A 21,124-nucleotide genomic window follows, 5' to 3' on the forward strand; every position below is an offset into this window, starting at 1 on the left:
GTATGTGGATAACAAGACCCTTGCAGGAACGTTCTACTCAAATTTTCCTCGGCGTGCTGTTCACCGCCCTGGTCGTTGTCAGCGCGCTGCACGTGTTCATGCCGCAGGACAGCGCGCTCTATGTCAGCTCCTACACCGTCACCCTGCTGGGTAAATACCTGTGTTACGCCCTGCTGGCGGTGGCGGTGGACCTGGTCTGGGGTTACCTCGGTATTCTCAGCCTGGGCCACGGCGCCTTCTTTGCGCTCGGCGGTTACGCCATGGGCATGTACCTGATGCGCCAGATCGGTGATCGCGGCGTCTACGGCGATCCGATCCTGCCGGACTTCATGGTGTTCCTGAACTGGCAGGAACTGCCCTGGTACTGGCTCGGCTTCGACATGGCCTGGTTTGCCTTCGTGATGGTGCTACTGGCCCCGGGCATCCTGGCCCTGGTATTCGGCTTCCTGGCCTTCCGCTCGCGGGTAACCGGGGTGTACCTCTCCATCATCACCCAGGCGCTCACCTTTGCGCTGATGCTGGCGTTCTTCCGCAACGAGATGGGTTTTGGCGGCAACAACGGCCTGACCGATTTCAAGGACATCCTCGGCTTTGACCTGCGCACCGACGCCACCCGCCTCGGCCTGTTCATTGCCACCGGCATCGCCCTGGCCATCGGCTATGTCATCTGCCGCGGCATCGTCACCAGCAAGCTCGGCCGGGTGAGCGTCGCCTGCCGCGATGCCGAGGCCCGTACCCGCTTCCTGGGCTACCGGGTGGAACGGGTGCAGCTGTTCGTGTTCGTGGTCTCCGCCATGCTCGCCGGTGTGGCCGGTGCGCTCTACGTGCCCCAGGTGGGCATCATCAACCCGAGCGAATTCTCGCCGCTGTTCTCCATCGAGATCGTGGTGTGGGTGGCCCTCGGTGGCCGCGCGACCCTCTACGGTGCGGTGATCGGCGCGCTGCTGGTGAACTACGCCAAGACCGTGTTCACCGGCATCATGCCGGACGCCTGGCTGTTCGCTCTAGGCGGCCTGTTCGTGCTGGTCACCGTGTTCCTGCCCAAGGGCATCGCCGGCTTGCTGTTCCGTAAAAAGAAAGCCGATGACACCAGCCACACACCCGCCGCGCAGGAGGCCACCGCATGAGCATTTTTCAGGAGCTGAGTGACCGGGAACACGTGTTCGAGTTTCTCACCCAGGTGCAGTCGCCGGTGGACGTGCGCCACGGTCCGATCCTGTACCTGGACGACGTGAACGTGAGCTTCGACGGCTTCAAGGCCATCAACAACCTCAACCTCACCATCGACGACGGCGAGCTGCGCTGCATCATCGGCCCCAACGGCGCGGGCAAGACCACCATGATGGACATCATCACCGGCAAGACCCGCCCGGACAGCGGCTCGGTGTGGTTCGGCAGCCGCCACAACCTGCTCACCATGAACGAGCCGGACATCGCCTCCCTCGGCATCGGCCGCAAGTTCCAGAAGCCCACGGTGTTCGAAGCGCTCACCGTGTTCGAAAACCTGGAACTGGCCATGGCGGCGGACAAGCGCGTGTTCCCCACGCTCACCGCGATCATGAAACCGGAATTCCGGGACCGCATCGACGAAGTGCTGGAGATGATCGGCCTCAAGGAGCTGCGTGATGCCCTGGCCGGCATCCTCTCCCACGGCCAGAAGCAGTGGCTGGAAATCGGCATGCTGCTGATGCAGAAGCCGCGCCTGCTGCTGGTGGACGAACCCGTGGCCGGCATGACCGAACAGGAAATGGAACGCACCGCCGAGCTGCTCACCAGCCTCGCGGGCAAGCAGTCCGTGGTGGTGGTGGAGCACGACATGGGCTTCGTGCGCTCCATCGCCCGCAAGGTCACCGTGCTGCACCAGGGCAGCGTGCTGGCGGAAGGCTCCATGGACCAGGTCTCCAACGACCCGGAAGTGATCAAGGTGTATCTCGGGGAGGAGGCGTGATGCTGAAGATCGAAAAACTGAACCAGTTCTACGGCGAAAGCCACACCCTCTGGGATCTGGACCTGGACGTGCCCCAGGGCCAGTGCACATGCGTGATGGGCCGCAACGGCGTGGGCAAGACCACCCTGATGAAATGCGTGATGGGCGAGGAAACCGTGAAAAGCGGCTCCATCCTGTTCGCCCAGGACGTGGAGCTCACCCAGAAAAAAATTGAAGACCGCTCCCGCCTTGGCATCGGCTACGTGCCCCAGGGCCGGCAGATCTTCCCATTGCTGACCGTGGAAGAAAACCTGCGCACCGGCCTGGCCGTGCGCAAGGACGGCAGCAAGAAAATCCCCGAGCGGGTGTACGAACTCTTCCCGGTGCTGAAAGAAATGCGCCATCGCCGGGGCGGCGACCTCTCCGGCGGCCAGCAACAGCAGCTCGCCATCGGCCGGGCGCTGGTGATCGAACCAAGCCTGCTGATTCTCGACGAGCCGGGCGAGGGCATCCAGCCCAACATCGTGGCCCAGATCGGCGAAGTGATTCAAAAGCTGATCAAGGAAGATGGCCTCACCGTGTTGCTGGTGGAACAGAAGCTTCCGTTTGCCCGCAAGTACGCCGACCGCTTCGCCATCCTCGACCGGGGCCGCCGGGTTGCCGAGGGTGAAATCGCCGAGCTGACCGACGAACTCATCAAGAAGCACCTGACGGTATGACGGTCTTTCAGCCATTGCCTGCCGCCAACGACTCCGGCCACCGCTTCGACGCAGGCCGGCGCTGGGCGGCGTCTATCTCCCTGGGCTTCGACGTCCGCCCGGATGGCGACAAAACCGCCACCCGCATGACCCACGTGCGCCATCAGGGCCCGCTGCGGGTCCAGCGCCCGCTCTACCCGGAAGGCCGCAACGGCTGCTGCCACGTGTACCTGCTGCACCCACCGGGCGGACTGGTCAGCGGCGATGCCCTGAGCATCCAGGCCCGGGTCGGCGAGGGTGCCCACACCCTGCTGACCACCCCGGCCGCCGCCAAACTCTACAAGGCCGACAGCCACGGCGTCGCCTGGGCCCAGCACACCCACTTGACTGTGGAGAAGGGCGGCACCCTCGAATACCTGCCCCAGGAAACCCTCGCCTTCGACGGCTCCCGGGGCGAACAGAGCACCACCATCGAACTGGCCACCGGCGCCCAATGCATCGGCTGGGAAATCCTCGCCCTCGGCCGCCCGGCCAGCAAACTGCCGTTCGTCTCCGGCCACCTGGAACAGAAATTTCGCCTGCTCATGGACGGCCGCCCCCTGTGGCTGGAACGCCAACCCATGGACCCGAACCACCCGAGATTCAAAGGCCACTGGGGCCAGGGCGGCGCCACCGTGCAGGCCACCCTCTGGGTTGTGGGCCTCGACGACGAAGCCGACGCCATCGAGGAACTCAGAGAAACCCTGCCTGCCAACCACCGCTGGGCCGTCACCCGCCGCCGGGGCGTGGTGCTGCTGCGCTACCTGGGGCAGGAAAGAAACGAAGCCTGGGCGATATGCCAGCAAGCCTGGGAACTACTCAGACCAAGACTCACCGGCCAGCCTGCCAGCGTTCCAAGAATTTGGCTGACCTGAACAACATTCGAACTGCCTAGCGAAAGACGGAGCGAACAACGATGGAATTGACGCCCAGAGACAAAGACAAACTGCTGCTGTTCACCGCAGCCCTGCTGGCCGAACGCCGCAAAGCCAAGGGTTTGAAACTCAACTACCCCGAAGCCGTCGCCCTCATCAGCGCCGAAATCATGGAAGGGGCCAGGGAAGGGCGCACCGTGGCCGAGCTCATGACCGCCGGCACCGAAATCCTTACCCGTGAGGATGTGATGGACGGCATCGCCGAGATGGTCGACGAAGTGCAGGTGGAAGCCACCTTTCCGGACGGCACCAAGCTAGTCACCGTCCACAACCCAATTGTTTGAAAGGCCAATGAGAAGCTACCTGCGTTGCCGCTGCGGCGTTAAAAGAAGGCTCAAAATGCTCATTTATACGCGCATAAACTGCGCTTTTTCGCCTTCTTTTGCCTTGCAGCGCCTGCCTCGCCAACGCTTCTCATCGGCCTTTACAGGAGGCTATTTATGATCCCCGGTGAATACGATTTGAAAGACGGCGACATCGAACTCTGCGAAGGCCGCGAACGCATCCAGATTGACGTGGCCAACACCGGCGACCGCCCGGTCCAGATCGGCTCGCACTACCACTTCGCCGAAGCCAATCCCGCTCTCGATTTCGACCGCGCCAAAGCCAGGGGCTACCGACTGGACGTTGCTGCCGGCACCGCCATCCGCTTCGAACCCGGCCAAAGCCGGGAAGTCACCCTGATTCCGTTCAGCGGCAGCCGCGAAATCTACGGTTTCCGCCAAGAAGTCATGGGCCAGTTGGACTCCAAGAAGTGATTAGCAGGGCCGGTCGGGGCATCCCTTCCGGGAATGTGCGGAGCCATGGATGGCGGAGCCCAAGCGCCACACGGACGTGCCGCCAGGAGCGTTTCCCGGAAGGGATGTCTCGACCGGCCCAGGCACCAGAACATGAGGGAATAGAATGAAGATAACCAGACAAGCCTACGCCGACATGTACGGCCCCACTGTGGGTGATCGAGTCCGCCTGGGCGACACCGACCTCTGGATCGAAGTGGAAAGCGACGCCGCCCACTACGGCGACGAAGTAAAATTCGGCGGCGGCAAAGTCATCCGGGACGGCATGGGCCAGAGCCAGCGCGCCGACGACTCGGTGATGGACACCGTCATCACCAACGCCCTGATTCTGGATTGGTGGGGCATCGTCAAAGCCGACGTCGGCATCCAGAAAGGTCGCATCGCCGCCATCGGCAAAGCTGGCAACCCCGACACCCAGCCCGACGTAAGCATCGTCATCGGCCCCGGCACCGAAATCATCGCCGGTGAAGGCAAAATCCTCACCGCCGGTGGCATCGACGCCCACATCCACTTCATCTGCCCCCAGCAGATCGAAGAAGCCCTCATGAGTGGCATCACCACAATGCTCGGCGGCGGCACCGGCCCGGCCACCGGCACCAACGCCACCACCTGCACCCCGGGCCCCTGGCACATCGGCAAAATGCTCCAGGCCGTGGACTCGATGCCCATGAACATCGGCTTCCTCGGCAAGGGCAACGCCAGCCTGCCGGAATCCCTGGAACTGCAAATCCAGGCCGGCGCCATCGGCCTGAAACTGCACGAAGACTGGGGCACCACCCCGGCCTCCATCGACAACTGCCTCACCGTGGCGGACAAGTACGATGTGCAGGTGGCCATCCACACCGACACCCTGAACGAATCCGGGTTCGTGGAAGACACCCTGGCGGCGTTCAAGGAACGCTGCATCCACACCTACCACACCGAAGGCGCCGGCGGCGGCCACGCACCGGACATCATCACCGCCTGCTCCAAACCTTACGTGCTGCCGTCCTCCACCAACCCGACGCGGCCCTACACCGTGAACACCATCGACGAACACCTCGACATGCTGATGGTGTGCCACCACCTGGACCCCAACATCCCGGAAGACGTCGCCTTCGCCGACTCCCGCATCCGCCGCGAGACCATCGCCGCCGAAGACATCCTCCACGACCTGGGCGTGATCTCCATGATCGCCTCCGACTCCCAGGCCATGGGCCGGGTAGGGGAAGTGGTGTGCCGTACCTGGCAGACCGCCCACAAGATGAAACAGCAGCGCGGCCTGCTGCCGGAAGACGAAGCCCTGGGCGCCGACAACCTGCGCGCCAAACGCTACATCGCCAAGTACACCATCAACCCCGCCATCACCCACGGCATCGCGCACGAAGTGGGCTCCGTGGAAGTGGGCAAGCTGGCGGACCTGGTGCTCTGGAGCCCGGCCTTCTTCGGCGTGAAGCCCGCCACCATCCTCAAGGGCGGCATGATCGCCGCCGCGCCCATGGGCGATGCCAACGCCTCCATCCCCACGCCCCAGCCCGTGCACTACCGCCCCATGTTCGGGGCCTTCGGCAAGGCCGCCAGTGCCACCCGCCTGAGCTTTGTCAGCCAGGCCGCCATTGATGCTGGCATTGGCCAGGAACTGGGACTGGAAAGCCCACTGTCCGCCTGCAAGGGCGTGCGCACCGTGCGCAAGAGCGACATGAAACTGAACGACGGCTGCCCGCACATCACCGTAGACCCGCAAACCTACGAAGTGCACGCCGACGGCGAACTGCTTACCTGCGAGCCGGCCACCGAACTGCCGCTGGCCCAGCGTTACCACCTTTTTTAAAGAGACAGCTCATGGCTGTTCCAGGAGACCGACATGCTTGAACTTACCCAACGGGTCGGACCGGTTGAGACCACCGAAATTCACGACCACCTCACGCTGCCCTTCGAGCTGCGCATGCGCGGCCGCCTGCGCGCGAAAACCGACACCGGCTACGACGTCGGCCTGTTCCTCGATCGCGGCCCGGTGCTGCGCGAAGGCGCTTTCCTGCAGGCCGAGACCGGCGAGATCATCCGCATCCGCGCCGCCGATGAGCCGGTAGTAACCGCTTACATCGAGCCGGGGCTGGCCATGGCGCGGCTTTGCTATCACCTGGGTAACCGCCACGTGGCGCTCCAGATTGGCGCCACCGGCAGTGACGACCAGGCCAAAGCTGGTAAGACCGGTTGGGTACGCTTCCCGCCGGACCACGTGCTGGAAGAACTGGCCGAACGCCTGGGCGCCACACTGGAACATCACCGCGCACCGTTTGATCCGGAGCCGGGCGCCTACGCCCAGGCAGGCGAGGGCAAGTCTCACGGCCATTCCCACAGCCATAGCCACGGGCACGGCCATGACCACTCCCACTGACAGCAACCAGACCCCCGTGGGCGATCTCGCCCTGCTGGGATTGCTGCAACTGGTCAGCCCCGCATTGCCCATCGGTGCCTTTGCCTGGTCCCAGGGCCTGGAAAGCGCCTTTGAACTGGGCTGGGTGAATAACGAAGACGAGCTGGGGGACTGGCTGGAAGGGGTGCTGGAAGACGGCCTGACCAACTGCGAACTGCCGCTGCTGATCCGGGTTCAGGAAGCCTGGGCGAACGGCGATGGCCAAACCGTGGCCCAGTGGAACGAATGGCTGCACGCCACCCGGGAAACCGCCGAGCTGATCGACGAAGACATCCGCCTGGGGGCGGCCCTGGTGCGCCTGCTCGTCAGCCTGGACCTGTTACCGGAAAAGGACCTGATTCCGGAAGACCCCGGTTACGTCACCCTGTTTGCCTGGGCCGCCCACATGCGCAGCGTACCGGCACGGCAGACCCTGCTCGGCTTCGCCTGGGCCTGGCTGGAGAACCAGCTCGCCGTCGCCTGCAAGGCCATGCCCCTGGGCCACACCGCAGCCCAGCGCCTGACCGAACGGCTGCGCCCGCAACTGGTGATGGCCGTGGATAATGCTTTGGAGAAAGAAGATCACGAGCTTGGCCCCGTAATACCGGGCCTGGCGCTCGGCAGCGCCCTGCATGAAACCCAGTATTCACGGCTTTTCAGAAGCTGAACCAACAAAGAACAGAAACAGGAGAACACGCCATGAAACATTGCCTGAGAGTAGGCGTCGGCGGCCCGGTCGGCTCCGGCAAAACCGCCCTGCTGCGCCAGCTGTGCAAGGCCCTGAAAGACCACTACGACATCGCCGTGGTCACCAACGACATCTACACCCGCGAAGACGCCGACTTCCTGCTCAAACACGAGGCCCTGCCAGCCGACCGAATCCTCGGCGTGGAAACCGGCGGCTGCCCGCACACCGCCATCCGTGAGGACGCCTCCATGAACCTGGCGGCCATCGACGACCTGCAAAGCCGCCACCCGAACCTGGAACTGGTGCTGGTGGAATCCGGCGGCGACAACCTCTCCGCCACCTTCAGCCCGGAGCTGTCCGACCTCACCCTGTACGTGATCGACGTCTCCGCCGGCGACAAGATCCCCCGCAAAGGCGGCCCCGGCATCACCAAATCCGACCTGCTGATCATCAACAAGATCGACATCGCCGAACAGGTACATGCATCACTCGATGTAATGGACCGGGACTCAAAGAAAATGCGCGGTGAACGCCCCTTCGTGTTCACCAACCTGTACGACGGGGTAGGGCTGGAGACCATCATCAGCTTCATTCTGGAGCGCGGCATGCTGCCCGAGCGGCGGCCTGAAAAGCTCGCCGAGACTGCTTAACGAAACCGGACTTTTAGATTTAAACGAACGACGGAGAGACAACCATGAAACTGACTAACCGACTAACACTGACTGTCAGCCTGCTTCTGATTTCAGGCGCCGCCTTTGGCCATGCCGGCCATGAAGCGCTTGGCGATGTTCTGCACATTGAATACCTCGTGGCTGCCGGTGCAGCGGTCGCCGTTGGGATCTACGCACTGATGCATCATAAGAAGGACGGGCAGGATTAAGGAAAGATTTAACCGATCCGCTACTGTTTGGTATGTGCTGATCAGGCGACCGCCTGATGCTGCAGCCAAAGCATAAAACAACAAAAAGCCGCTCCCAACCCGAGCGGCTTTTTGTTGTTTTAGTTACCAAATTTTACGTCCGACGGGTAGGAAGTTTCCTTACGATTAGGCTAGTGTGTCGTTATAAGAAACGGACTGACACCGCTGTTAAGGATAACGGATGGACCACACCCAGATACTGCACACCCTCCAAAACGGCATTCCACCCGCCATCTGGTATCTGATTCCGCTGGTCATCCTCGCGGCTGTTATCAAGTCGCCTTGGTTCAAAGGCAAAGCCGGGGAAGCGGTGGTTACCCTTTCCGCCAAACTCTTTCTCGACAAAACCCGCTACCACCTGATCAAAAACGTCACCCTGCCCACGGAAGACGGCACCACCCAGATCGATCACATCATCGTCTCCCGATATGGCGTGTTCGTGGTGGAAACCAAGAACATGAAAGGCTGGATCTTTGGCAATGCCAAACAGCGCCAGTGGACCCAGAAGATCTATCGTCACTCCCAGAAGTTTCAGAACCCGCTTCACCAGAACTACAAGCATGTGAAAACGCTGCAAAGCCTTCTGGGCCTGGATGATGAGCAAGTGTTTTCTCTGATCGTGTTTGTAGGCGATTCCACCTTTAAAACCGAGATGCCGGAGAACGTGACGCAGGGTGGGGGATACATCCGGTTTATCAAATCGCAGACTGAACACAGGCTCTCTGATGCTGAGGCACAGGGTGTTGTTGAGAAAATCGAATCTGGCCGGTTAGCGGCCTCATTCCGGACGCACCGGGAACATACCGCGCATGTGAAAGAAATTGTTGCTCGGAAAGAGGGTGAGCCCCGGTGCCCGAAATGCCAGGGTGAGATGGTCCAGCGGATCGTAAAGCGTGGACAAAACGCCGGGAAGGAATTTCTTGGGTGTAAGACGTTTCCAAAGTGTCGGGGCATTGTTGATGCGTCGTTATTGCAATAATGACGCGGTCAAATGATTACGAGGTTCACGAAGCCTCGAAAATCGTTACTGGCTGTTTATAAAGAAGAAAATTAGAAATTTATATGTTGGGTAAGAGTGTTTTGTAGCGGTCAGTTTTTTGCAATAACGAAGCGCTCTATCTAACCACTGTTAGGCTCAAAGTGAAAGCAGTTCATCTCATATGGATCAGCATAGATGAGTGAAGAGTTAAGCAAGGATATAAGAGAAGCTTTTATTCGCCAGCGCAGAAATCTTATGCTCGTGAGCGTGGCGCTTTTTTTAGCTATCGGGGCAGGATTTAGACCAGAACAGATTTTGATATTTGGAAGCAAAATTACACTGGATAACCCTGATTATGTTACTTATGGAATCTGGATGCTCTGGGGCTATTGGCTGGTTCGATATATTCAACACTACAATGATCTTGAGGACGTTGAATGGAGTCAGAGGTATGCGCAGGAAATGAATTATCGAATTCTAAGATGGGCCGAAGATCGCGCATTTAGCTCGTATTCAGAAGAATATCTTGATGATCAATATATTTCAAAGTTCTCGGGACAGCCGTCTTTCAAGCCCAATGGATATGGGGAGCCGCCTTGGTCGTACCAGATTGATAACAGTGAAGTTGTCTATGATCATTCCAAAAATATCGAAGCATGGATCAAGCTCAAGCCATATGATTCAGCAGGGCAAGCTCATAACCGTATCCTTATAGTTCAGCCTTTGAGCGGCAGCCGACTAACATTTTACAGTGCCTTATCGCACCTTTACGTGGCTCGTAACACAAGGCTATTCAGTGAGTATGCATTGCCATTTATCTTAGCGTTCGTGCCGCTATGGTTCGCCATTTACAAAATGCATCCTTTGGAAGGTGTATTTTTCTGTGATTAAGCCTAACCAGTGCAGGCACGGCGACGCCCATTACATTGCGCCTTCGGCTCCATTCCATGGGCGCGCATGCTGCAAGCGTTAGAACGCACAAAAGGAATTGAGAGTGATCGAGATACTCTTATATGCCGGTCTAGGCATATTCATTATCGGTGGAATTGGCATGCTGATCGCGGCTTTCAGAACCCACATACTCTGGGGGCTTGGCGTTTTATTACTTGCGCCAGTTGGCATAATTTATTTGATCCTTCACTGGCAGGATGCGAAAGGCCCATTCAAGCTACAGGTCTTCGGCTTGCTGATTATTGTGGCCTCTGCCTACGTGAATGGCGGAATAACACTTCCCTCATCGGTAAGGTCAAGCTTGGCCAGCATAGATAATTCCACACCGGTGATTTCGTGGGGTGACTCATCCAATATACAGAATCAAAGATTCACGTGTGATGGCAGGCAACATTGCAGTCAAATGCGCTCAAGAGCTGAAGCCGAGTTCTTCGTCAGGAGCTGCCCCAACACAAAAATGGATGGCGATCGTGACGGCGTACCTTGTGAGAACGATTCAAGATTCTAGGTTTTGCAGTGTACGTTCTAACAAGTCAATTAAGTTTGTTCCGGCCTTTGGCCTCCACCGGACGGCCCTGTCGGGCCGCCGCTTATTTCAGCGTTAACGAATTGATGAAATCAAAACAAACGAAGAATAAAAACTGAGGAAGTTATGGCGAAGAAAGGGACTTACTACCTTGGGCGTGTTGTAAAAACTGGAGCGCTCGACACAGACCATATAAAGGCTTCCCTTCGGTCGCCAAACAGTGTTTCAAGGTATGGAAGTGCTTGGACATTTGTTGATATTCAGGAGCTTACAGACGGCCGATCAACATACTTTTTCGGCCGACTGGTCAAATATGATCCAAAAGGGGAGGTCTCTGTAGTCGATCCCGAACAAAGAAAGGAGGTGCGTCAGAGCGAACCAAACATGACTATTGCCTCCAGCCCTTTTGTCTATGTGCCTGAATACCAGGGACTGTCATTCCTCCATGTTTCCAATCAAATCGAACATTCAGCTTTCATGAACAGATGGGCAGAAGTGGTCAATGCTTCTCACCATCAAATACTTGCAGAATGCGCTGTAGATCCGATAGCTGACCTTCGTTCTTTTGTGCGAAAACTGCAATCACTTGATGGCATTTATCGGGTTTCTGCATCCGTATCTCCACCCAACCCAATGTTTGGCCCGTTGTGGGAGGAATTGAAAGAGTATCTTGCAAAACGGCGCACCGACCGAATGAAAGTGGAAGAAGATAGCGGACAAGGGACGCCGATCGATACCGATTTGGCAGAACATGTACAAGGGATACTTGATCAAACTGAAGAAAGACCATACGAGCCTGAGCCCCTGCCGATTGGTGATGCGGCAATTTTGATGGCGGCAGACGGTTACGGTAAGGGGTATGTGAGAGGTAGGCAGGGCGAGGATTTCATTATTATTAGAACCTCCGAGACTGTAAGAAATTTTTCTTTTTTGCGAGATCCTGAACCGCAGGACCTTTATCGCAAGACGGTAGAGATACTTGAAAGAATTCGTGAAGAGAGGCACATGGAGCACTGATGCTGGGTTCAAAGATAATGGATCTGAAAAGGTTGGTGCTTGTTTCTCCGGAATTCTTAATTGGGGTTTTGGTTTTCTATATTTTCAGAGAAAGCCCGGATCTCTTTGAAAAAATTGCTTTAAATATCAAGGGCGATTCAAAAATTCCTGACATTGTCAGCGCCCTACCGTTCACGTTTGTCGCTTTAAGTTACCAACTTGGTATGGGGGTCATCAGGCCAGGAGATGAAGAAGAAAACAAGATCCTTTATGAGTGGCCACACTATTGGATGCTGGAGCATCGTTTCTACAGCTCATTGATAATCTGCATCCTATGCTCAATCGCGGTGATTTGGTTCTATCTTGATCCCACGGGGTTGAGTGATGCGGCACTGGGTGCAATCTTGGTTGGCGCCATCTCGATCTCGGGGATCACGGTTTTTTTACTGGCTATTGCAAGGATCACCTTGCGGAAAATATTGACACTATATCGTTAACAAAGGGCTGCAGCGGACCGGTTTTCCGGCGCGGTGCGCCTCCAAATCGGCCGCTGAGCCCAGCGTTAGGCTAATAGAACAAGACTAATAATATGAAGGAGGAATCTTCAGTGAGCACGAAGCTTAAAATCGATATTTCTACGGGGTTTCTAGAGGTCGAAGGGAGCGAAGAATTTGTAAAGCTAATCTATGAAGACTTCAAGGATAGATGGGTTTCGAAGAGCACTGCCCCTGAGGAAGTGCAAACGACTCCAGAGTCTGAAGAATCAAAACCAAAAACCACCAAGGCTAAGAAGTCTTCATCAAATGGGGCATCTCCTTCAAAGGCTAAGCCCAAAAAAGCACCGGAGTTTCTAAAAAATCTAGACTTGTCTGGCCCTGGAGATAGCCCGTCATTGAAGGACTTCTTTTCTAGTTATGAGCACAAAACTAACTATGAGCGAAATTTAATATTCGTACATTACTTGAAGGAAATACTGGGAATAGAAAAGGTAACTCTTGACCATGTATTTACTTGTTACAGGAACGTTGGGCAAAAAATACCAAAAGCATTAGAGCAAAGTCTGCGGGATACATCTAAAGATAGAGGTTGGGTTGACATCGATGACTTGGAAGATATAAAAGTCCCCGTTGCAGGATATAACCATATAACGCACGACATGGAAAAGTCGAGCTAACTAAATCGGGGTTGAAATGAAGATCGATCATTTCGCAAACATAGCTAACCTGACAGCAAAAACAGAATTGGAGAAGGTGGAGTTACTTGCATTCTACTTTTTAGAGAATAAAGAGCAGGATGAATTTTCAGTTCCAGATATGTGCTCGATGCTATTTGGTCTCGGTTTTGCCAAGCCAAACTCTGCTAGGCTTAAAAAAAATATTACCAAATCAAGGGGTTTTGTGAAAGGAACTGGAAAAGACCTTTTCCGGTTATCTGCCAAAAAAGTCGAGGCCCTGCGGAAGGATTACCCAAGCCTATCTGAAAGTGAAGAAATAATCTCAGATGACTCCTTGCTTCCAGAGATCTTGTTTAAGGAAGCAAAACGAGGTTACTTACTTAGGGTTGCTCAACAAATAAATGCATCATACGAAAGGCATATGTTTGATGCATGCTCTCTAATGATGAGAAGGCTTTTGGAGATACTGCTAATTCATTGTTTCGAAGCTAAAGGTATTCAAGATCAAATCAAGGATGAAGATGGAAATTATAAAAATCTAAAAACTCTAATTAATAAAGCGATTTCGAAGCCAGAAATCCCGCTATCATCCGACGTAAAAAAAGATATTGATGAGTTTAGAGAGCTTGGCAATTTGTCTGCACACAGAGTCAAATACAATTGTCGTCGGGATGATATAAGACCAATAAGACTGGCGTATCGAGCCATAATCGAAGAACTATTGTATGTCGCAGGCCTTGTAGAGCAAAAAGCCTAACAAATGCAGGCACGGCGACACCCATTACATAGCAGGTGCCGGGGTCAGGTCTTGCGTTTTGCCCCGCCTTGCCATTTCGATCTGATCCCCGCAGTCTATCCCGCCCCAAGTAAAACCACGGAAGGAGCCAAGGAATGGCCAGACCGTTGCGACTGGAGTTTGCCGGCGCGTTGTATCATGTGACGTCTCGCGGAAACCGACGGGAGATGATCTATGAATCAGACGAAGATCGGCGCGCCTGGTTGTCGACCCTTGATGAGGTATGCGAGACCTTCAACTGGGTTTGCCATGCTTATTGTCTGATGGGCAATCATTATCATCTGTTGATTGAAACGCCTGAAGGCAATCTGTCGAAAGGTATGCGCCTGCTAAACGGCGTCTATACGCAGGTTTTCAATAGGCACCACGGCCGGGTAGGGCATGTTTTCCAGGGGCGCTATAAGGCGATTTTGGTTGAGAAGGACAGCTACCTATTGGAACTGTGCCGCTACATCGTGCTCAATCCTGTTCGTGCAGCGATGGTTCGATCGGCTGTGGAATGGCCTTGGAGCAGCTACCGCGCAACGGCGGGTTATGAAAGGGGCATAAAGGCACTTGATGTTGATTGGATTTTGTCTGCTTTTAATGATCGGCGGGCCAGGTCAGTAGAGAGCTACGAACAGTTTGTTGCTGACGGCAAGAACCAGCCGTCTCCATGGGAGAAGCTCAAGAACCAAGTCTATCTTGGAAGCGATCAATTCGTTGACGACATGCAGAGGCGAATTGATGGGGCAGAATATCTCTGCGAAATACCTACTAGTCAGCGCCGCCCTTTGGCCAAGCCGCTGCAATGGTACTGGGATTCTGCTTCGTCCCGAAATGGAGCGATCCATTTAGCGTATGCGAGTGGCGGTTACAGCTTGAAGGAAATAGGTGATTTTTTTGGGCTCCACTATTCCCGAGTAAGTCGGATTGTTAGGGAGGCAAAACGCAAGACCTGACCCCGGGGTTGAGACCTGACCCCGGGGTTGGTGACCCCGGGGTTGGGCGCAGGAGCGGATCTGGGATTAACAAGTTAAGAAAACCGGGACAGACCTATTTCCCCGTAAAGACAAAAAATTTAATAAAGAAGATAATTAGACCTAACCAGTCGCTGGTGGTGACGCCACTCGTTGGCGATCACGGCGCGCCACAGCTTTAACTTGGCTGTAAGGAAACGATAAGGACTCAGGTTTCGCTATGAATAAAAAAACCACTTTCGACCAAGTTCGGGCTGAACAGCTGAAATACAACGCGAAGCGAGCTTCGGGCTATCGAGAGCAGGCGCTGAAACTCTTTCCCCATATTTGTGGCCGCTGTGCGCGGGAGTTTGCTGGCAAGAATCTATCGGAGTTAACTGTGCATCATGTCGACCATAACCACGATAACAATCCGCCGGACGGCAGTAATTGGGAACTCTTGTGTCTTTATTGCCACGATGAGGAGCACTCAAAATTTGAAAATCTCGTGCGTTATGGCAGTAGAAAAGAAAGCAATCAAGCCCCGGCAACCCATAATCCCTTCGCAGATTTAAAGGAAAAAATGGATCAGAAGAAGTAGCTCGGACATAAAACCGGGACAGATCTATTTTTTGAAACCGGCGGTCGCCTGCACACCGCCATCCGCGAAGACGCCAGCATGAACCTGGCCGCCATTGATTCGTTTAGCCCCCCAGGCCCAAGCCCAGTATATAGAGACCGATTCCAGTCCAGGTGATCAGTAGCAGCGCCCAAGGTAGCCATGGGGTTCGATAGTGGATCTCGGATTTTGCAGGATTTTGTTCCGCGCTTTCGGTCGCTGTTTGGTGTTGTCCTTTTTTGCGCTGTTTGTCTTTTTCCCGGGCTTTGGCTTTTTGCTGTTTTTTATACTGATCAATGCCCTTCTCGATACCCTGCGCGATCATTTTTGTCTGCTCCTTGCTTTGCCGGGGCCGCTGAGTCGCCTTTGCCATGGCGAAGGCTTCCTCCTGGGTTTGCGGTGACGGTGGCTGCTTTTTGATTTTTGCCATAGGGCTCGGCTCGGGTTGTTGGTGAATGGGATATTGGAGCGCATCGCAGGGGTCGGCGTCGAATGTTTCCACGATCACCGTGCTTCGGTTAAGATCGGCGTCCAGCGCAGAAAGGATTCTGTGTTTGAAAAGCAGGGAGAAGCTGATGCCAACACAGGCCAGGGTGATTGTGCTTGGTTTTGCCCATTATCAGCTTCGTTTATTCAGCCAGGAGCCACGCCATTACCTTTCCGCTGCCTCGTTTATATTCTTTCCGTCGTTGTCCTTACGCTATGCGCGCTCGGCTCGGGATCTTGTTTGCCGGACTGACCGTGGAGCTGCGGGAAATCGTGTTAAAAAACAAGCCGGCGCAGATGCTGGCGGTCAGTCCCAAAGGCACGGTTCCTGTTCTGGAGCTGGCAGGAGGTGATCGTTCTGAGAGGCTCGTTATTGAGGAAAGCAGGGAAATCGTCGAATGGGCGTTGCGGCAGAGTGATCCGAAGGGTTTGTTGAACACTGATTTAGTAAGCGCTAATGCCCTGATCGACCGCAACGATAACGAATTCAAACACTGGCTGGATCGCTATAAATACGCGGATCGCCATCCAGAACTCTCCCAGTTGGATTACCAGCAAAAGGGTGAGGTGTTTTTGCAGGCGTTGGAAAGCCTATTAGCCAAGAACCGGTATCTCCTGGGGAGCAACATCAGCATCGCTGATATTGGCATCATGCCCTTTGTACGCCAGTTCGCCCATGTCGATCGGGAGGTGTTTTACAGTCTGCCCTATCCGAATTTACAGAAATGGCTGAGGGATTGGCTGGAACATCCAGTGTTCCTGCAGGCCATGAGCAAATTCCCGTCTTGGCAGGAAGGCGATGATGAGGTGGTATTTCCACAAATAACCGGGACAGATCTATTTTCCCCCTGCCCGTTCCCGCCGAATCAGCAGTACCAAAGCCAGCGCCGCCAGTGACCCCATCACAGCGGCGAAAGTGATCCCAGTCGTCATCAGGCTGGTCATGCTCGCCATCAATCCCAGGCCGATCACCGGCACCGAGATAGCGATATAGGCCACGACAAAGAACGTGGACGTCACCGCTGCCTTCTCCCCTGCAGGGCTGGCCGCAGCGATGGCACCCATGCCGGCGCGGAATGAGATGCCCTGGCCGATACCGGCAATCACAGCACCGGCGATGAACAGCGCGAGGGACTGGGTGTATATGCCTAGCGCTATCGGAATCACACCGAGCATCAGGGAAACGCAGCCCAGAGGCAGGCGCAGCCTGAGCGGCAGTGTGCCCTGCAGGAACTGACCCAGGGTTGAGGCGATGAAGATGCTGCCGGCCACAACGCCGATCAACAACCGATTGTCGTAGCCCAGCACCTTGCCCATCATCGCCGGGGCGATGGATGTGAAGAAGCCGCACATGGCAAAGCCCGCGAAACCTGCAATAGCGGCGGGAATAAATACACCGCGGACTTCCGCTGGCACGTTCAGTCGCTGGATAGACAGTTTTGGGCGAACGGGTTTCGAGACGGTCTCAGGCGCTGCCCAGATGCAGCACACGGCCAGCACCGCCATGACAATGTGCACCAGAAAGGTCAGGTGCAGTGGCCAGGGCAGGTACTGGGAAAGAGCGCCAGCTAACATCGGCCCCAGGCCCAGCCCGCCCATGTTTGCCGCCGTGGCAAAGAAAGTGGCCTTCTCCCGCCAGTGGGGCGGGGCCAGTTCAATGACTGCCACCGTGGCTGTGCCGGTAAAGATCCCTGCGGACAGCCCCGACAGCACCCGGCCGGTCAGGATCATCGCCAGGCCATCGGCCTGCACGAACACCAGGTCACTGATGATGGAGCAAGCCAGGCCCGCAAATAGTAAGGGCCGGCGGCCTATCTGATCAGACCAGCGCCCAGTCAGTATCAGTGCGGCGATCACACCAAAGGCATAGGCGGCAAAGATGATGGTGATCATCAGGTCGGAAAACCCGAAACTGTCCTGGTAGATCGGGTAAAGAGGCGTCGGCATGGTGGTGCCGATCATCGTGACACTGAAGGTGAAGGCTGCGCCCAGGAAAATAAGCAGCGGAAACCAGCGGTGTTGCTTGGGTGAGGGCATGCAGGATTCCCGGTCGGCGATCTTTAAAGGCTGGCTACCCTATCAGAGGGGGCGGGCGAATCGAAGGAGGAGCCGATGCCATGACAGGCCAGGGTGGTTGTGCCTGGTTTGAATAGTTTCCAGGCATCTGCCTAGTCGCTCAGTGTAAGCCCCATTTCCCAGAAGTCGATCTCCAGCCGCGTGGCGTCCCGGAAAATTCGGGTGAGTTGTTCGAATCGGGAGGGGGATACCTCTGCGAGTCGGTCATCCAGCCAGCGAATTTCTGCGTGCATTGCCTCTTGGAATTCGTCGCTTTCATACATGGCGATCCAGGCATCGTAGGGGTTGGATTCGCCACGAATGGTCTCGCTGCGGTGGTTCAGCCAGTTGGCGATTTCACCATAGCCGACCATGCAGGGTGATAGGGCAACGTGCAGGTCTAGCAGGTCGCCGCGGTTGCCGGTGTCGAGAACGTATCGGGTATAGGCCAGTGTGGCGCGAGCTTCCGGGAGGTTGGCCAGTTCGTCCTCAGAGATACCCCAGTCTTTGCAGAAGTCGATATGCAAGCCCAGTTCGGTATCCAGGATGGCCTGCATGCCATCCTTGGCCTGGCGCAAATCGGCCAGGGTGGGGCTTTTGTAGGCGGCCAGTGCAAAGGCGCGGGCAAACTGTATCAGGAACAGATAATCCTGTTTGAGGTAATGCTGAAATGCGTTCGCAGCCAGCGTGGCATCGCCTAACTGAGTAACGAAGCTGTGTTCAATGTAGTCTCGCCACTCTTCTGGGCAGGCTTTTTTGAGGTCTTCGAACTGATAAACCATTTCGTTGCTCCAACTTGGGTTTACGCGAAGTATTTCAGAGGATAAACCGGGACAGATTTATTTCCCCGCTATTCCTTCAGCCGGACGAGCAACCGGCCGTCCTCAACCTGGATATAATCCACACCGGCTGCAAAAGATTGCCAGAATCCCGGGTTGGCGCCGAACTCGTTAACCAGGTCCACATTCTTGAGGTTACCCAGCCAGGCATTCGGAATGGGTACGCCCATGAGGCTGACGCCCTTTAACTTAACCAGGGGGCGACCGTTGGCAAAGGAGAGTTCCACACCGGCATTGACTCGTAGGGTTCGGCCGCCGAGTACCGGGAAGTCCTCGTCAAGAGGCACCAGAAGGAGGGCGCTCAGCAGGTCGTCCGAAAGGTCGACTGCGAGTCTCTGAGCCAGATCAGTGTTATTGGCCAGCATACCGTTGAGTTCCCGCTCGCTAAAGCGTACTTCCCGGCTGGCGCCTTCCTCACTGTAGGGGACCGGCTGCAACGGGCGGCCGGATTCGCCGCCTTGGGTATCAATGCCCAGAGTATTCAGTTTGTTGTCGAGGGAATCCTGTTCACTGGCATTCAGGGTTACGGGTTCGAAGTTCTCAGGAAACACATAGTGGCTTAACCACCAGTAACCGACGCCGACGGTGGCAACGATGGTGATCAGGACAATGCCAAAGACATGCAAGCCACTGAAGCCCTTCTTTGCGGGTGGCGGCGCTGATGCTGTTTTATCCTCGGGTGTCTCACTCATTGCCAATGTCACCTGATTGCAGTTTGAATCCTCTGCCACGGTCCTCGTGTTCGTATTTCATAAGATCGTTCGCGACAGATGTATTTCCTGAATCCTATACTGTCTAGAGGCTGAATGCTGCCAAGGGCGGCCAGTTACTGAGTTCTCGTTACCCGGGAGTTGTCGATGGGGGAAAGCTGGCAGGATTTGCTGGTCGCCATGCAGGAAATAAGCTTGCAGGATGTTATCCCGCAGGCCGCGGTACTGGTCTTTTCGGGGATGGCTGCGTTCTATCTGCATCGTCTCATTGCCCAGCATACCGGTGCCGATTCCCAGGGCGTGCGACACCTTACGCAACGCACCATCCAGCGCCTTGCCTTTCCCATCTCGATGCTGCTGATGGTTCTACTGGGTCGCGCGTTACTCGCCGCGCTGAATCAAGCCCATTGGGCCCTGGATCTGGCTATCCCGCTGCTGATCTCGTTCGCCCTGATCCGCACCCTGGTTTATATGTTGCGCAAGGGGATGCGAAGCGGCCCCCTGGTCAAGGCTTCGGAAAATGTAATCAGTACGCTTATCTGGCTGGTGGTGGGCCTGCATCTCGTGGGCTTGCTACCCGGATTGCTTGAGGCCATGGATAGCCTGGCTTTCACCGTGGGCGACCTGCGCATATCCCTGTTGGCAGTCATCAAGCTGCTCCTGCTGATGGGCCTTGTGTTAGTGGTTGCCATATGGCTCTCGGGCATTATCGATCGGAGACTGTCCCAGTTGCCGTATCTGAGCCCCGGTGTGGCCGTGGGTTTCTCCAAAGTCAGCAAGCTGGTGCTGATCACCGTTGCTGGACTGTCCGTTCTTAACCTGGTCGGTATTGATCTCACGGCGCTCGCGGTGTTCGGCGGTGCCCTGGGTGTTGGCCTTGGCTTTGGCCTGCAGCGTATTGCCAGCAATTTCATCAGCGGTTTTATTCTTGTGTTCGACCGCTCGATTCGCCCCGGTGATGTGGTCAGCGTCGGTGAGAAGTTCGGCTGGGTGGTCGCACTGCATGCCCGCTATGTGGTGGTGCGCAACCGCGACGGCGTGGATACGCTCATTCCCAACGAAAACCTGATTACCACCGAGGTGATTAACTGGTCTTATTCGGACCCCAACGTACGTCTGAAGATCCCGGTTTCGGTCAGCTACAGTGATGACGTTGAGCGTGCTATGGCAATCATGTTGGAGGTCGCCCGGGAGCACCCCCGGGTGATTCCGGAGCCGGAGCCGGTGTGCCGGTTAACGCAGTTCGGCGACAACGGCATTCATCTGGAAGCCCGGGTCTGGGTCGCGGACCCGCAAGAAGGTTTCGGTAGCGTAAGCTCTGACATTAATCTGGAAATCTGGCGTCGATTTAAGCAAGAAGGCATCACCATCCCATTCCCCCAACAAGACCTGTACATCAAGGAAGCGCCAGCGAAATAGAAAGCCGGGACAGATTTATTTCGTGGTTTGAAAAATAGATCTGTCCCGATTTTCCTTCCCTGCAGTCAACGCCGTCGCTGATTATAATAGTGGACCTTGAACCGTCGCAGAGAACCCTATGCCAATCGAAAAGAATCAGGTGGTCTTGTTTCACTAAAGCGTCAGTGTTGACCAAGGCAACGAAATCGAAAACTCCCGTGGCGGCGAGCCGAACGCCTACCTGCATGGCCGGCAAAAC

General features: G+C 55.9%; 26 protein-coding genes. 22 read left to right on the forward strand and 4 right to left on the reverse strand.

Annotated elements, in window-relative coordinates:
* Positions 1 to 2: 2 nt before the first annotated feature.
* The 20 genes from urtC (at position 3) to QQF73_RS04325 (ending at position 15,359) form a co-directional block, all read left to right on the forward strand.
* Positions 3 to 1,127, forward strand: coding sequence for an urea ABC transporter permease subunit UrtC (gene urtC, locus QQF73_RS04230; RefSeq protein WP_285367327.1), 1,125 nt, complete (start codon positions 3 to 5; stop codon positions 1,125 to 1,127).
* On the forward strand, positions 1,124 to 1,948 hold the full coding sequence (gene urtD, locus QQF73_RS04235; RefSeq protein ID WP_219866682.1) for an urea ABC transporter ATP-binding protein UrtD: 825 nt from the start codon (positions 1,124 to 1,126) through the stop codon (positions 1,946 to 1,948). The genes urtC and urtD overlap by 4 nt, the downstream gene beginning before the upstream one ends.
* The gene (gene urtE / locus QQF73_RS04240) at positions 1,948 to 2,646 is read left to right on the forward strand and encodes an urea ABC transporter ATP-binding subunit UrtE (protein ID WP_285367330.1); all 699 of its coding nucleotides are present in this window, start codon (positions 1,948 to 1,950) and stop codon (positions 2,644 to 2,646) included. The genes urtD and urtE overlap by 1 nt, the downstream gene beginning before the upstream one ends.
* Positions 2,643 to 3,539, forward strand: coding sequence for an urease accessory protein UreD (locus QQF73_RS04245; protein WP_285367332.1), 897 nt, complete (start codon positions 2,643 to 2,645; stop codon positions 3,537 to 3,539). The genes urtE and QQF73_RS04245 overlap by 4 nt, the downstream gene beginning before the upstream one ends.
* 41 nt (positions 3,540 to 3,580) lie before the next feature.
* A complete protein-coding gene (gene ureA / locus QQF73_RS04250; protein WP_285367334.1) occupies positions 3,581 to 3,883 on the forward strand; it encodes an urease subunit gamma in 303 nt (100 codons plus the stop codon).
* 156 nt (positions 3,884 to 4,039) lie between these two features.
* Complete coding sequence (locus tag QQF73_RS04255; protein ID WP_218635328.1) at positions 4,040 to 4,357, forward strand: urease subunit beta; 318 nt, start codon at positions 4,040 to 4,042, stop codon at positions 4,355 to 4,357.
* A gap of 145 nt (positions 4,358 to 4,502) precedes the next feature.
* Positions 4,503 to 6,206 carry an urease subunit alpha gene (gene ureC / locus QQF73_RS04260; protein ID WP_285367335.1) on the forward strand — a complete coding sequence of 568 codons (1,704 nt, stop codon included), beginning with the start codon at positions 4,503 to 4,505 and terminating at the stop codon, positions 6,204 to 6,206.
* 33 nt (positions 6,207 to 6,239) lie between these two features.
* The gene (ureE, locus tag QQF73_RS04265) at positions 6,240 to 6,773 is read left to right on the forward strand and encodes an urease accessory protein UreE (protein ID WP_285367337.1); all 534 of its coding nucleotides are present in this window, start codon (positions 6,240 to 6,242) and stop codon (positions 6,771 to 6,773) included.
* The gene (locus QQF73_RS04270; RefSeq protein WP_285367338.1) at positions 6,757 to 7,458 is read left to right on the forward strand and encodes an urease accessory protein UreF; all 702 of its coding nucleotides are present in this window, start codon (positions 6,757 to 6,759) and stop codon (positions 7,456 to 7,458) included. Before ureE ends, QQF73_RS04270 begins: the two co-directional genes overlap by 17 nt.
* A 32-nt stretch (positions 7,459 to 7,490) precedes the next feature.
* Positions 7,491 to 8,129 (forward strand): urease accessory protein UreG, encoded by a 639-nt coding sequence (gene ureG, locus QQF73_RS04275; RefSeq protein ID WP_285367340.1) that lies wholly within the window; start codon positions 7,491 to 7,493, stop codon positions 8,127 to 8,129.
* A gap of 44 nt (positions 8,130 to 8,173) precedes the next feature.
* Positions 8,174 to 8,359: a hypothetical protein gene (locus QQF73_RS04280; protein ID WP_285367341.1), complete on the forward strand. Its 186-nt coding sequence runs from the start codon at positions 8,174 to 8,176 to the stop codon at positions 8,357 to 8,359.
* Between the two features lie 220 nt (positions 8,360 to 8,579).
* Positions 8,580 to 9,377, forward strand: a complete 798-nt coding sequence (locus QQF73_RS04285; protein ID WP_285367342.1) for a nuclease-related domain-containing protein — start codon at positions 8,580 to 8,582, stop codon at positions 9,375 to 9,377.
* Positions 9,378 to 9,572: 195 nt separating this feature from the next.
* Entirely contained in the window at positions 9,573 to 10,268 is a 696-nt protein-coding gene (locus tag QQF73_RS04290) for a hypothetical protein (RefSeq protein ID WP_285367343.1), read from the forward strand.
* Positions 10,269 to 10,371: 103 nt separating this feature from the next.
* Positions 10,372 to 10,836 (forward strand): excalibur calcium-binding domain-containing protein, encoded by a 465-nt coding sequence (locus tag QQF73_RS04295; RefSeq protein ID WP_285367344.1) that lies wholly within the window; start codon positions 10,372 to 10,374, stop codon positions 10,834 to 10,836.
* 144 nt (positions 10,837 to 10,980) lie between these two features.
* Positions 10,981 to 11,871 carry a DUF4747 family protein gene (locus tag QQF73_RS04300; protein ID WP_285367346.1) on the forward strand — a complete coding sequence of 297 codons (891 nt, stop codon included), beginning with the start codon at positions 10,981 to 10,983 and terminating at the stop codon, positions 11,869 to 11,871.
* Positions 11,871 to 12,347, forward strand: coding sequence for a hypothetical protein (locus QQF73_RS04305; protein WP_285367347.1), 477 nt, complete (start codon positions 11,871 to 11,873; stop codon positions 12,345 to 12,347). The genes QQF73_RS04300 and QQF73_RS04305 overlap by 1 nt, the downstream gene beginning before the upstream one ends.
* Before the next feature lie 110 nt (positions 12,348 to 12,457).
* The gene (locus QQF73_RS04310) at positions 12,458 to 13,024 is read left to right on the forward strand and encodes a hypothetical protein (protein WP_285367348.1); all 567 of its coding nucleotides are present in this window, start codon (positions 12,458 to 12,460) and stop codon (positions 13,022 to 13,024) included.
* Positions 13,025 to 13,040: 16 nt separating this feature from the next.
* Complete coding sequence (locus QQF73_RS04315) at positions 13,041 to 13,781, forward strand: DUF4145 domain-containing protein (RefSeq protein WP_285367349.1); 741 nt, start codon at positions 13,041 to 13,043, stop codon at positions 13,779 to 13,781.
* A 134-nt stretch (positions 13,782 to 13,915) separates the two neighbouring features.
* On the forward strand, positions 13,916 to 14,761 hold the full coding sequence (locus tag QQF73_RS04320; RefSeq protein ID WP_166264111.1) for a transposase: 846 nt from the start codon (positions 13,916 to 13,918) through the stop codon (positions 14,759 to 14,761).
* A gap of 238 nt (positions 14,762 to 14,999) precedes the next feature.
* Positions 15,000 to 15,359: a YajD family HNH nuclease gene (locus QQF73_RS04325; RefSeq protein ID WP_137435457.1), complete on the forward strand. Its 360-nt coding sequence runs from the start codon at positions 15,000 to 15,002 to the stop codon at positions 15,357 to 15,359.
* A gap of 103 nt (positions 15,360 to 15,462) precedes the next feature.
* On the opposite strand, the gene QQF73_RS04330 is transcribed toward QQF73_RS04325, so the two are convergent.
* Positions 15,463 to 15,879: a DUF2956 domain-containing protein gene (locus QQF73_RS04330; RefSeq protein WP_285367350.1), complete on the reverse strand. Its 417-nt coding sequence runs from the start codon at positions 15,877 to 15,879 to the stop codon at positions 15,463 to 15,465.
* A gap of 161 nt (positions 15,880 to 16,040) precedes the next feature.
* On the opposite strand from QQF73_RS04330, the gene QQF73_RS04335 reads away from it, so the two are divergent.
* Complete coding sequence (locus QQF73_RS04335) at positions 16,041 to 16,760, forward strand: glutathione S-transferase (protein WP_282433926.1); 720 nt, start codon at positions 16,041 to 16,043, stop codon at positions 16,758 to 16,760.
* Here the strand turns inward: QQF73_RS04335 and QQF73_RS04340 are convergent.
* From QQF73_RS04340 to QQF73_RS04350, 3 genes are all read right to left on the reverse strand, one after another.
* A complete protein-coding gene (locus QQF73_RS04340) occupies positions 16,701 to 17,900 on the reverse strand; it encodes an MFS transporter (RefSeq protein ID WP_166264115.1) in 1,200 nt (399 codons plus the stop codon). The genes QQF73_RS04335 and QQF73_RS04340 overlap by 60 nt on opposite strands.
* A 131-nt stretch (positions 17,901 to 18,031) precedes the next feature.
* Positions 18,032 to 18,700: a thiaminase II gene (tenA, locus tag QQF73_RS04345; RefSeq protein WP_285367351.1), complete on the reverse strand. Its 669-nt coding sequence runs from the start codon at positions 18,698 to 18,700 to the stop codon at positions 18,032 to 18,034.
* Positions 18,701 to 18,768: 68 nt separating this feature from the next.
* The gene (locus QQF73_RS04350; protein ID WP_285367352.1) at positions 18,769 to 19,449 is read right to left on the reverse strand and encodes a flagellar basal body-associated FliL family protein; all 681 of its coding nucleotides are present in this window, start codon (positions 19,447 to 19,449) and stop codon (positions 18,769 to 18,771) included.
* 165 nt (positions 19,450 to 19,614) lie between these two features.
* Here QQF73_RS04350 and QQF73_RS04355 point away from each other — a divergent pair, with 165 nt between their 5' ends.
* Complete coding sequence (locus tag QQF73_RS04355; protein WP_285367354.1) at positions 19,615 to 20,886, forward strand: mechanosensitive ion channel family protein; 1,272 nt, start codon at positions 19,615 to 19,617, stop codon at positions 20,884 to 20,886.
* The last annotated feature ends 238 nt before the right edge of the window (positions 20,887 to 21,124 follow it).

The sequence above is a fragment of the Marinobacter albus genome (genome assembly GCF_030238305.1).
Classification (GTDB): Bacteria; Pseudomonadota; Gammaproteobacteria; order Pseudomonadales; family Oleiphilaceae; genus Marinobacter; species Marinobacter albus.

Coding starts and splice junctions, on each gene's coding strand:
- urtC (WP_285367327.1), top strand. CDS start 3: ATGTGGATAACAAGACCCTTGCAGGAACGTTCTACTCAAATTTTCCTC.
- urtD (WP_219866682.1), top strand. CDS start 1,124: ATGAGCATTTTTCAGGAGCTGAGTGACCGGGAACACGTGTTCGAGTTT.
- urtE (WP_285367330.1), top strand. CDS start 1,948: ATGCTGAAGATCGAAAAACTGAACCAGTTCTACGGCGAAAGCCACACC.
- QQF73_RS04245 (WP_285367332.1), top strand. CDS start 2,643: ATGACGGTCTTTCAGCCATTGCCTGCCGCCAACGACTCCGGCCACCGC.
- ureA (WP_285367334.1), top strand. CDS start 3,581: ATGGAATTGACGCCCAGAGACAAAGACAAACTGCTGCTGTTCACCGCA.
- QQF73_RS04255 (WP_218635328.1), top strand. CDS start 4,040: ATGATCCCCGGTGAATACGATTTGAAAGACGGCGACATCGAACTCTGC.
- ureC (WP_285367335.1), top strand. CDS start 4,503: ATGAAGATAACCAGACAAGCCTACGCCGACATGTACGGCCCCACTGTG.
- ureE (WP_285367337.1), top strand. CDS start 6,240: ATGCTTGAACTTACCCAACGGGTCGGACCGGTTGAGACCACCGAAATT.
- QQF73_RS04270 (WP_285367338.1), top strand. CDS start 6,757: ATGACCACTCCCACTGACAGCAACCAGACCCCCGTGGGCGATCTCGCC.
- ureG (WP_285367340.1), top strand. CDS start 7,491: ATGAAACATTGCCTGAGAGTAGGCGTCGGCGGCCCGGTCGGCTCCGGC.
- QQF73_RS04280 (WP_285367341.1), top strand. CDS start 8,174: ATGAAACTGACTAACCGACTAACACTGACTGTCAGCCTGCTTCTGATT.
- QQF73_RS04285 (WP_285367342.1), top strand. CDS start 8,580: ATGGACCACACCCAGATACTGCACACCCTCCAAAACGGCATTCCACCC.
- QQF73_RS04290 (WP_285367343.1), top strand. CDS start 9,573: ATGAGTGAAGAGTTAAGCAAGGATATAAGAGAAGCTTTTATTCGCCAG.
- QQF73_RS04300 (WP_285367346.1), top strand. CDS start 10,981: ATGGCGAAGAAAGGGACTTACTACCTTGGGCGTGTTGTAAAAACTGGA.
- QQF73_RS04305 (WP_285367347.1), top strand. CDS start 11,871: ATGCTGGGTTCAAAGATAATGGATCTGAAAAGGTTGGTGCTTGTTTCT.
- QQF73_RS04315 (WP_285367349.1), top strand. CDS start 13,041: ATGAAGATCGATCATTTCGCAAACATAGCTAACCTGACAGCAAAAACA.
- QQF73_RS04320 (WP_166264111.1), top strand. CDS start 13,916: ATGGCCAGACCGTTGCGACTGGAGTTTGCCGGCGCGTTGTATCATGTG.
- QQF73_RS04325 (WP_137435457.1), top strand. CDS start 15,000: ATGAATAAAAAAACCACTTTCGACCAAGTTCGGGCTGAACAGCTGAAA.
- QQF73_RS04340 (WP_166264115.1), bottom strand. CDS start 17,900: ATGCCCTCACCCAAGCAACACCGCTGGTTTCCGCTGCTTATTTTCCTG.
- tenA (WP_285367351.1), bottom strand. CDS start 18,700: ATGGTTTATCAGTTCGAAGACCTCAAAAAAGCCTGCCCAGAAGAGTGG.
- QQF73_RS04350 (WP_285367352.1), bottom strand. CDS start 19,449: ATGAGTGAGACACCCGAGGATAAAACAGCATCAGCGCCGCCACCCGCA.
- QQF73_RS04355 (WP_285367354.1), top strand. CDS start 19,615: ATGGGGGAAAGCTGGCAGGATTTGCTGGTCGCCATGCAGGAAATAAGC.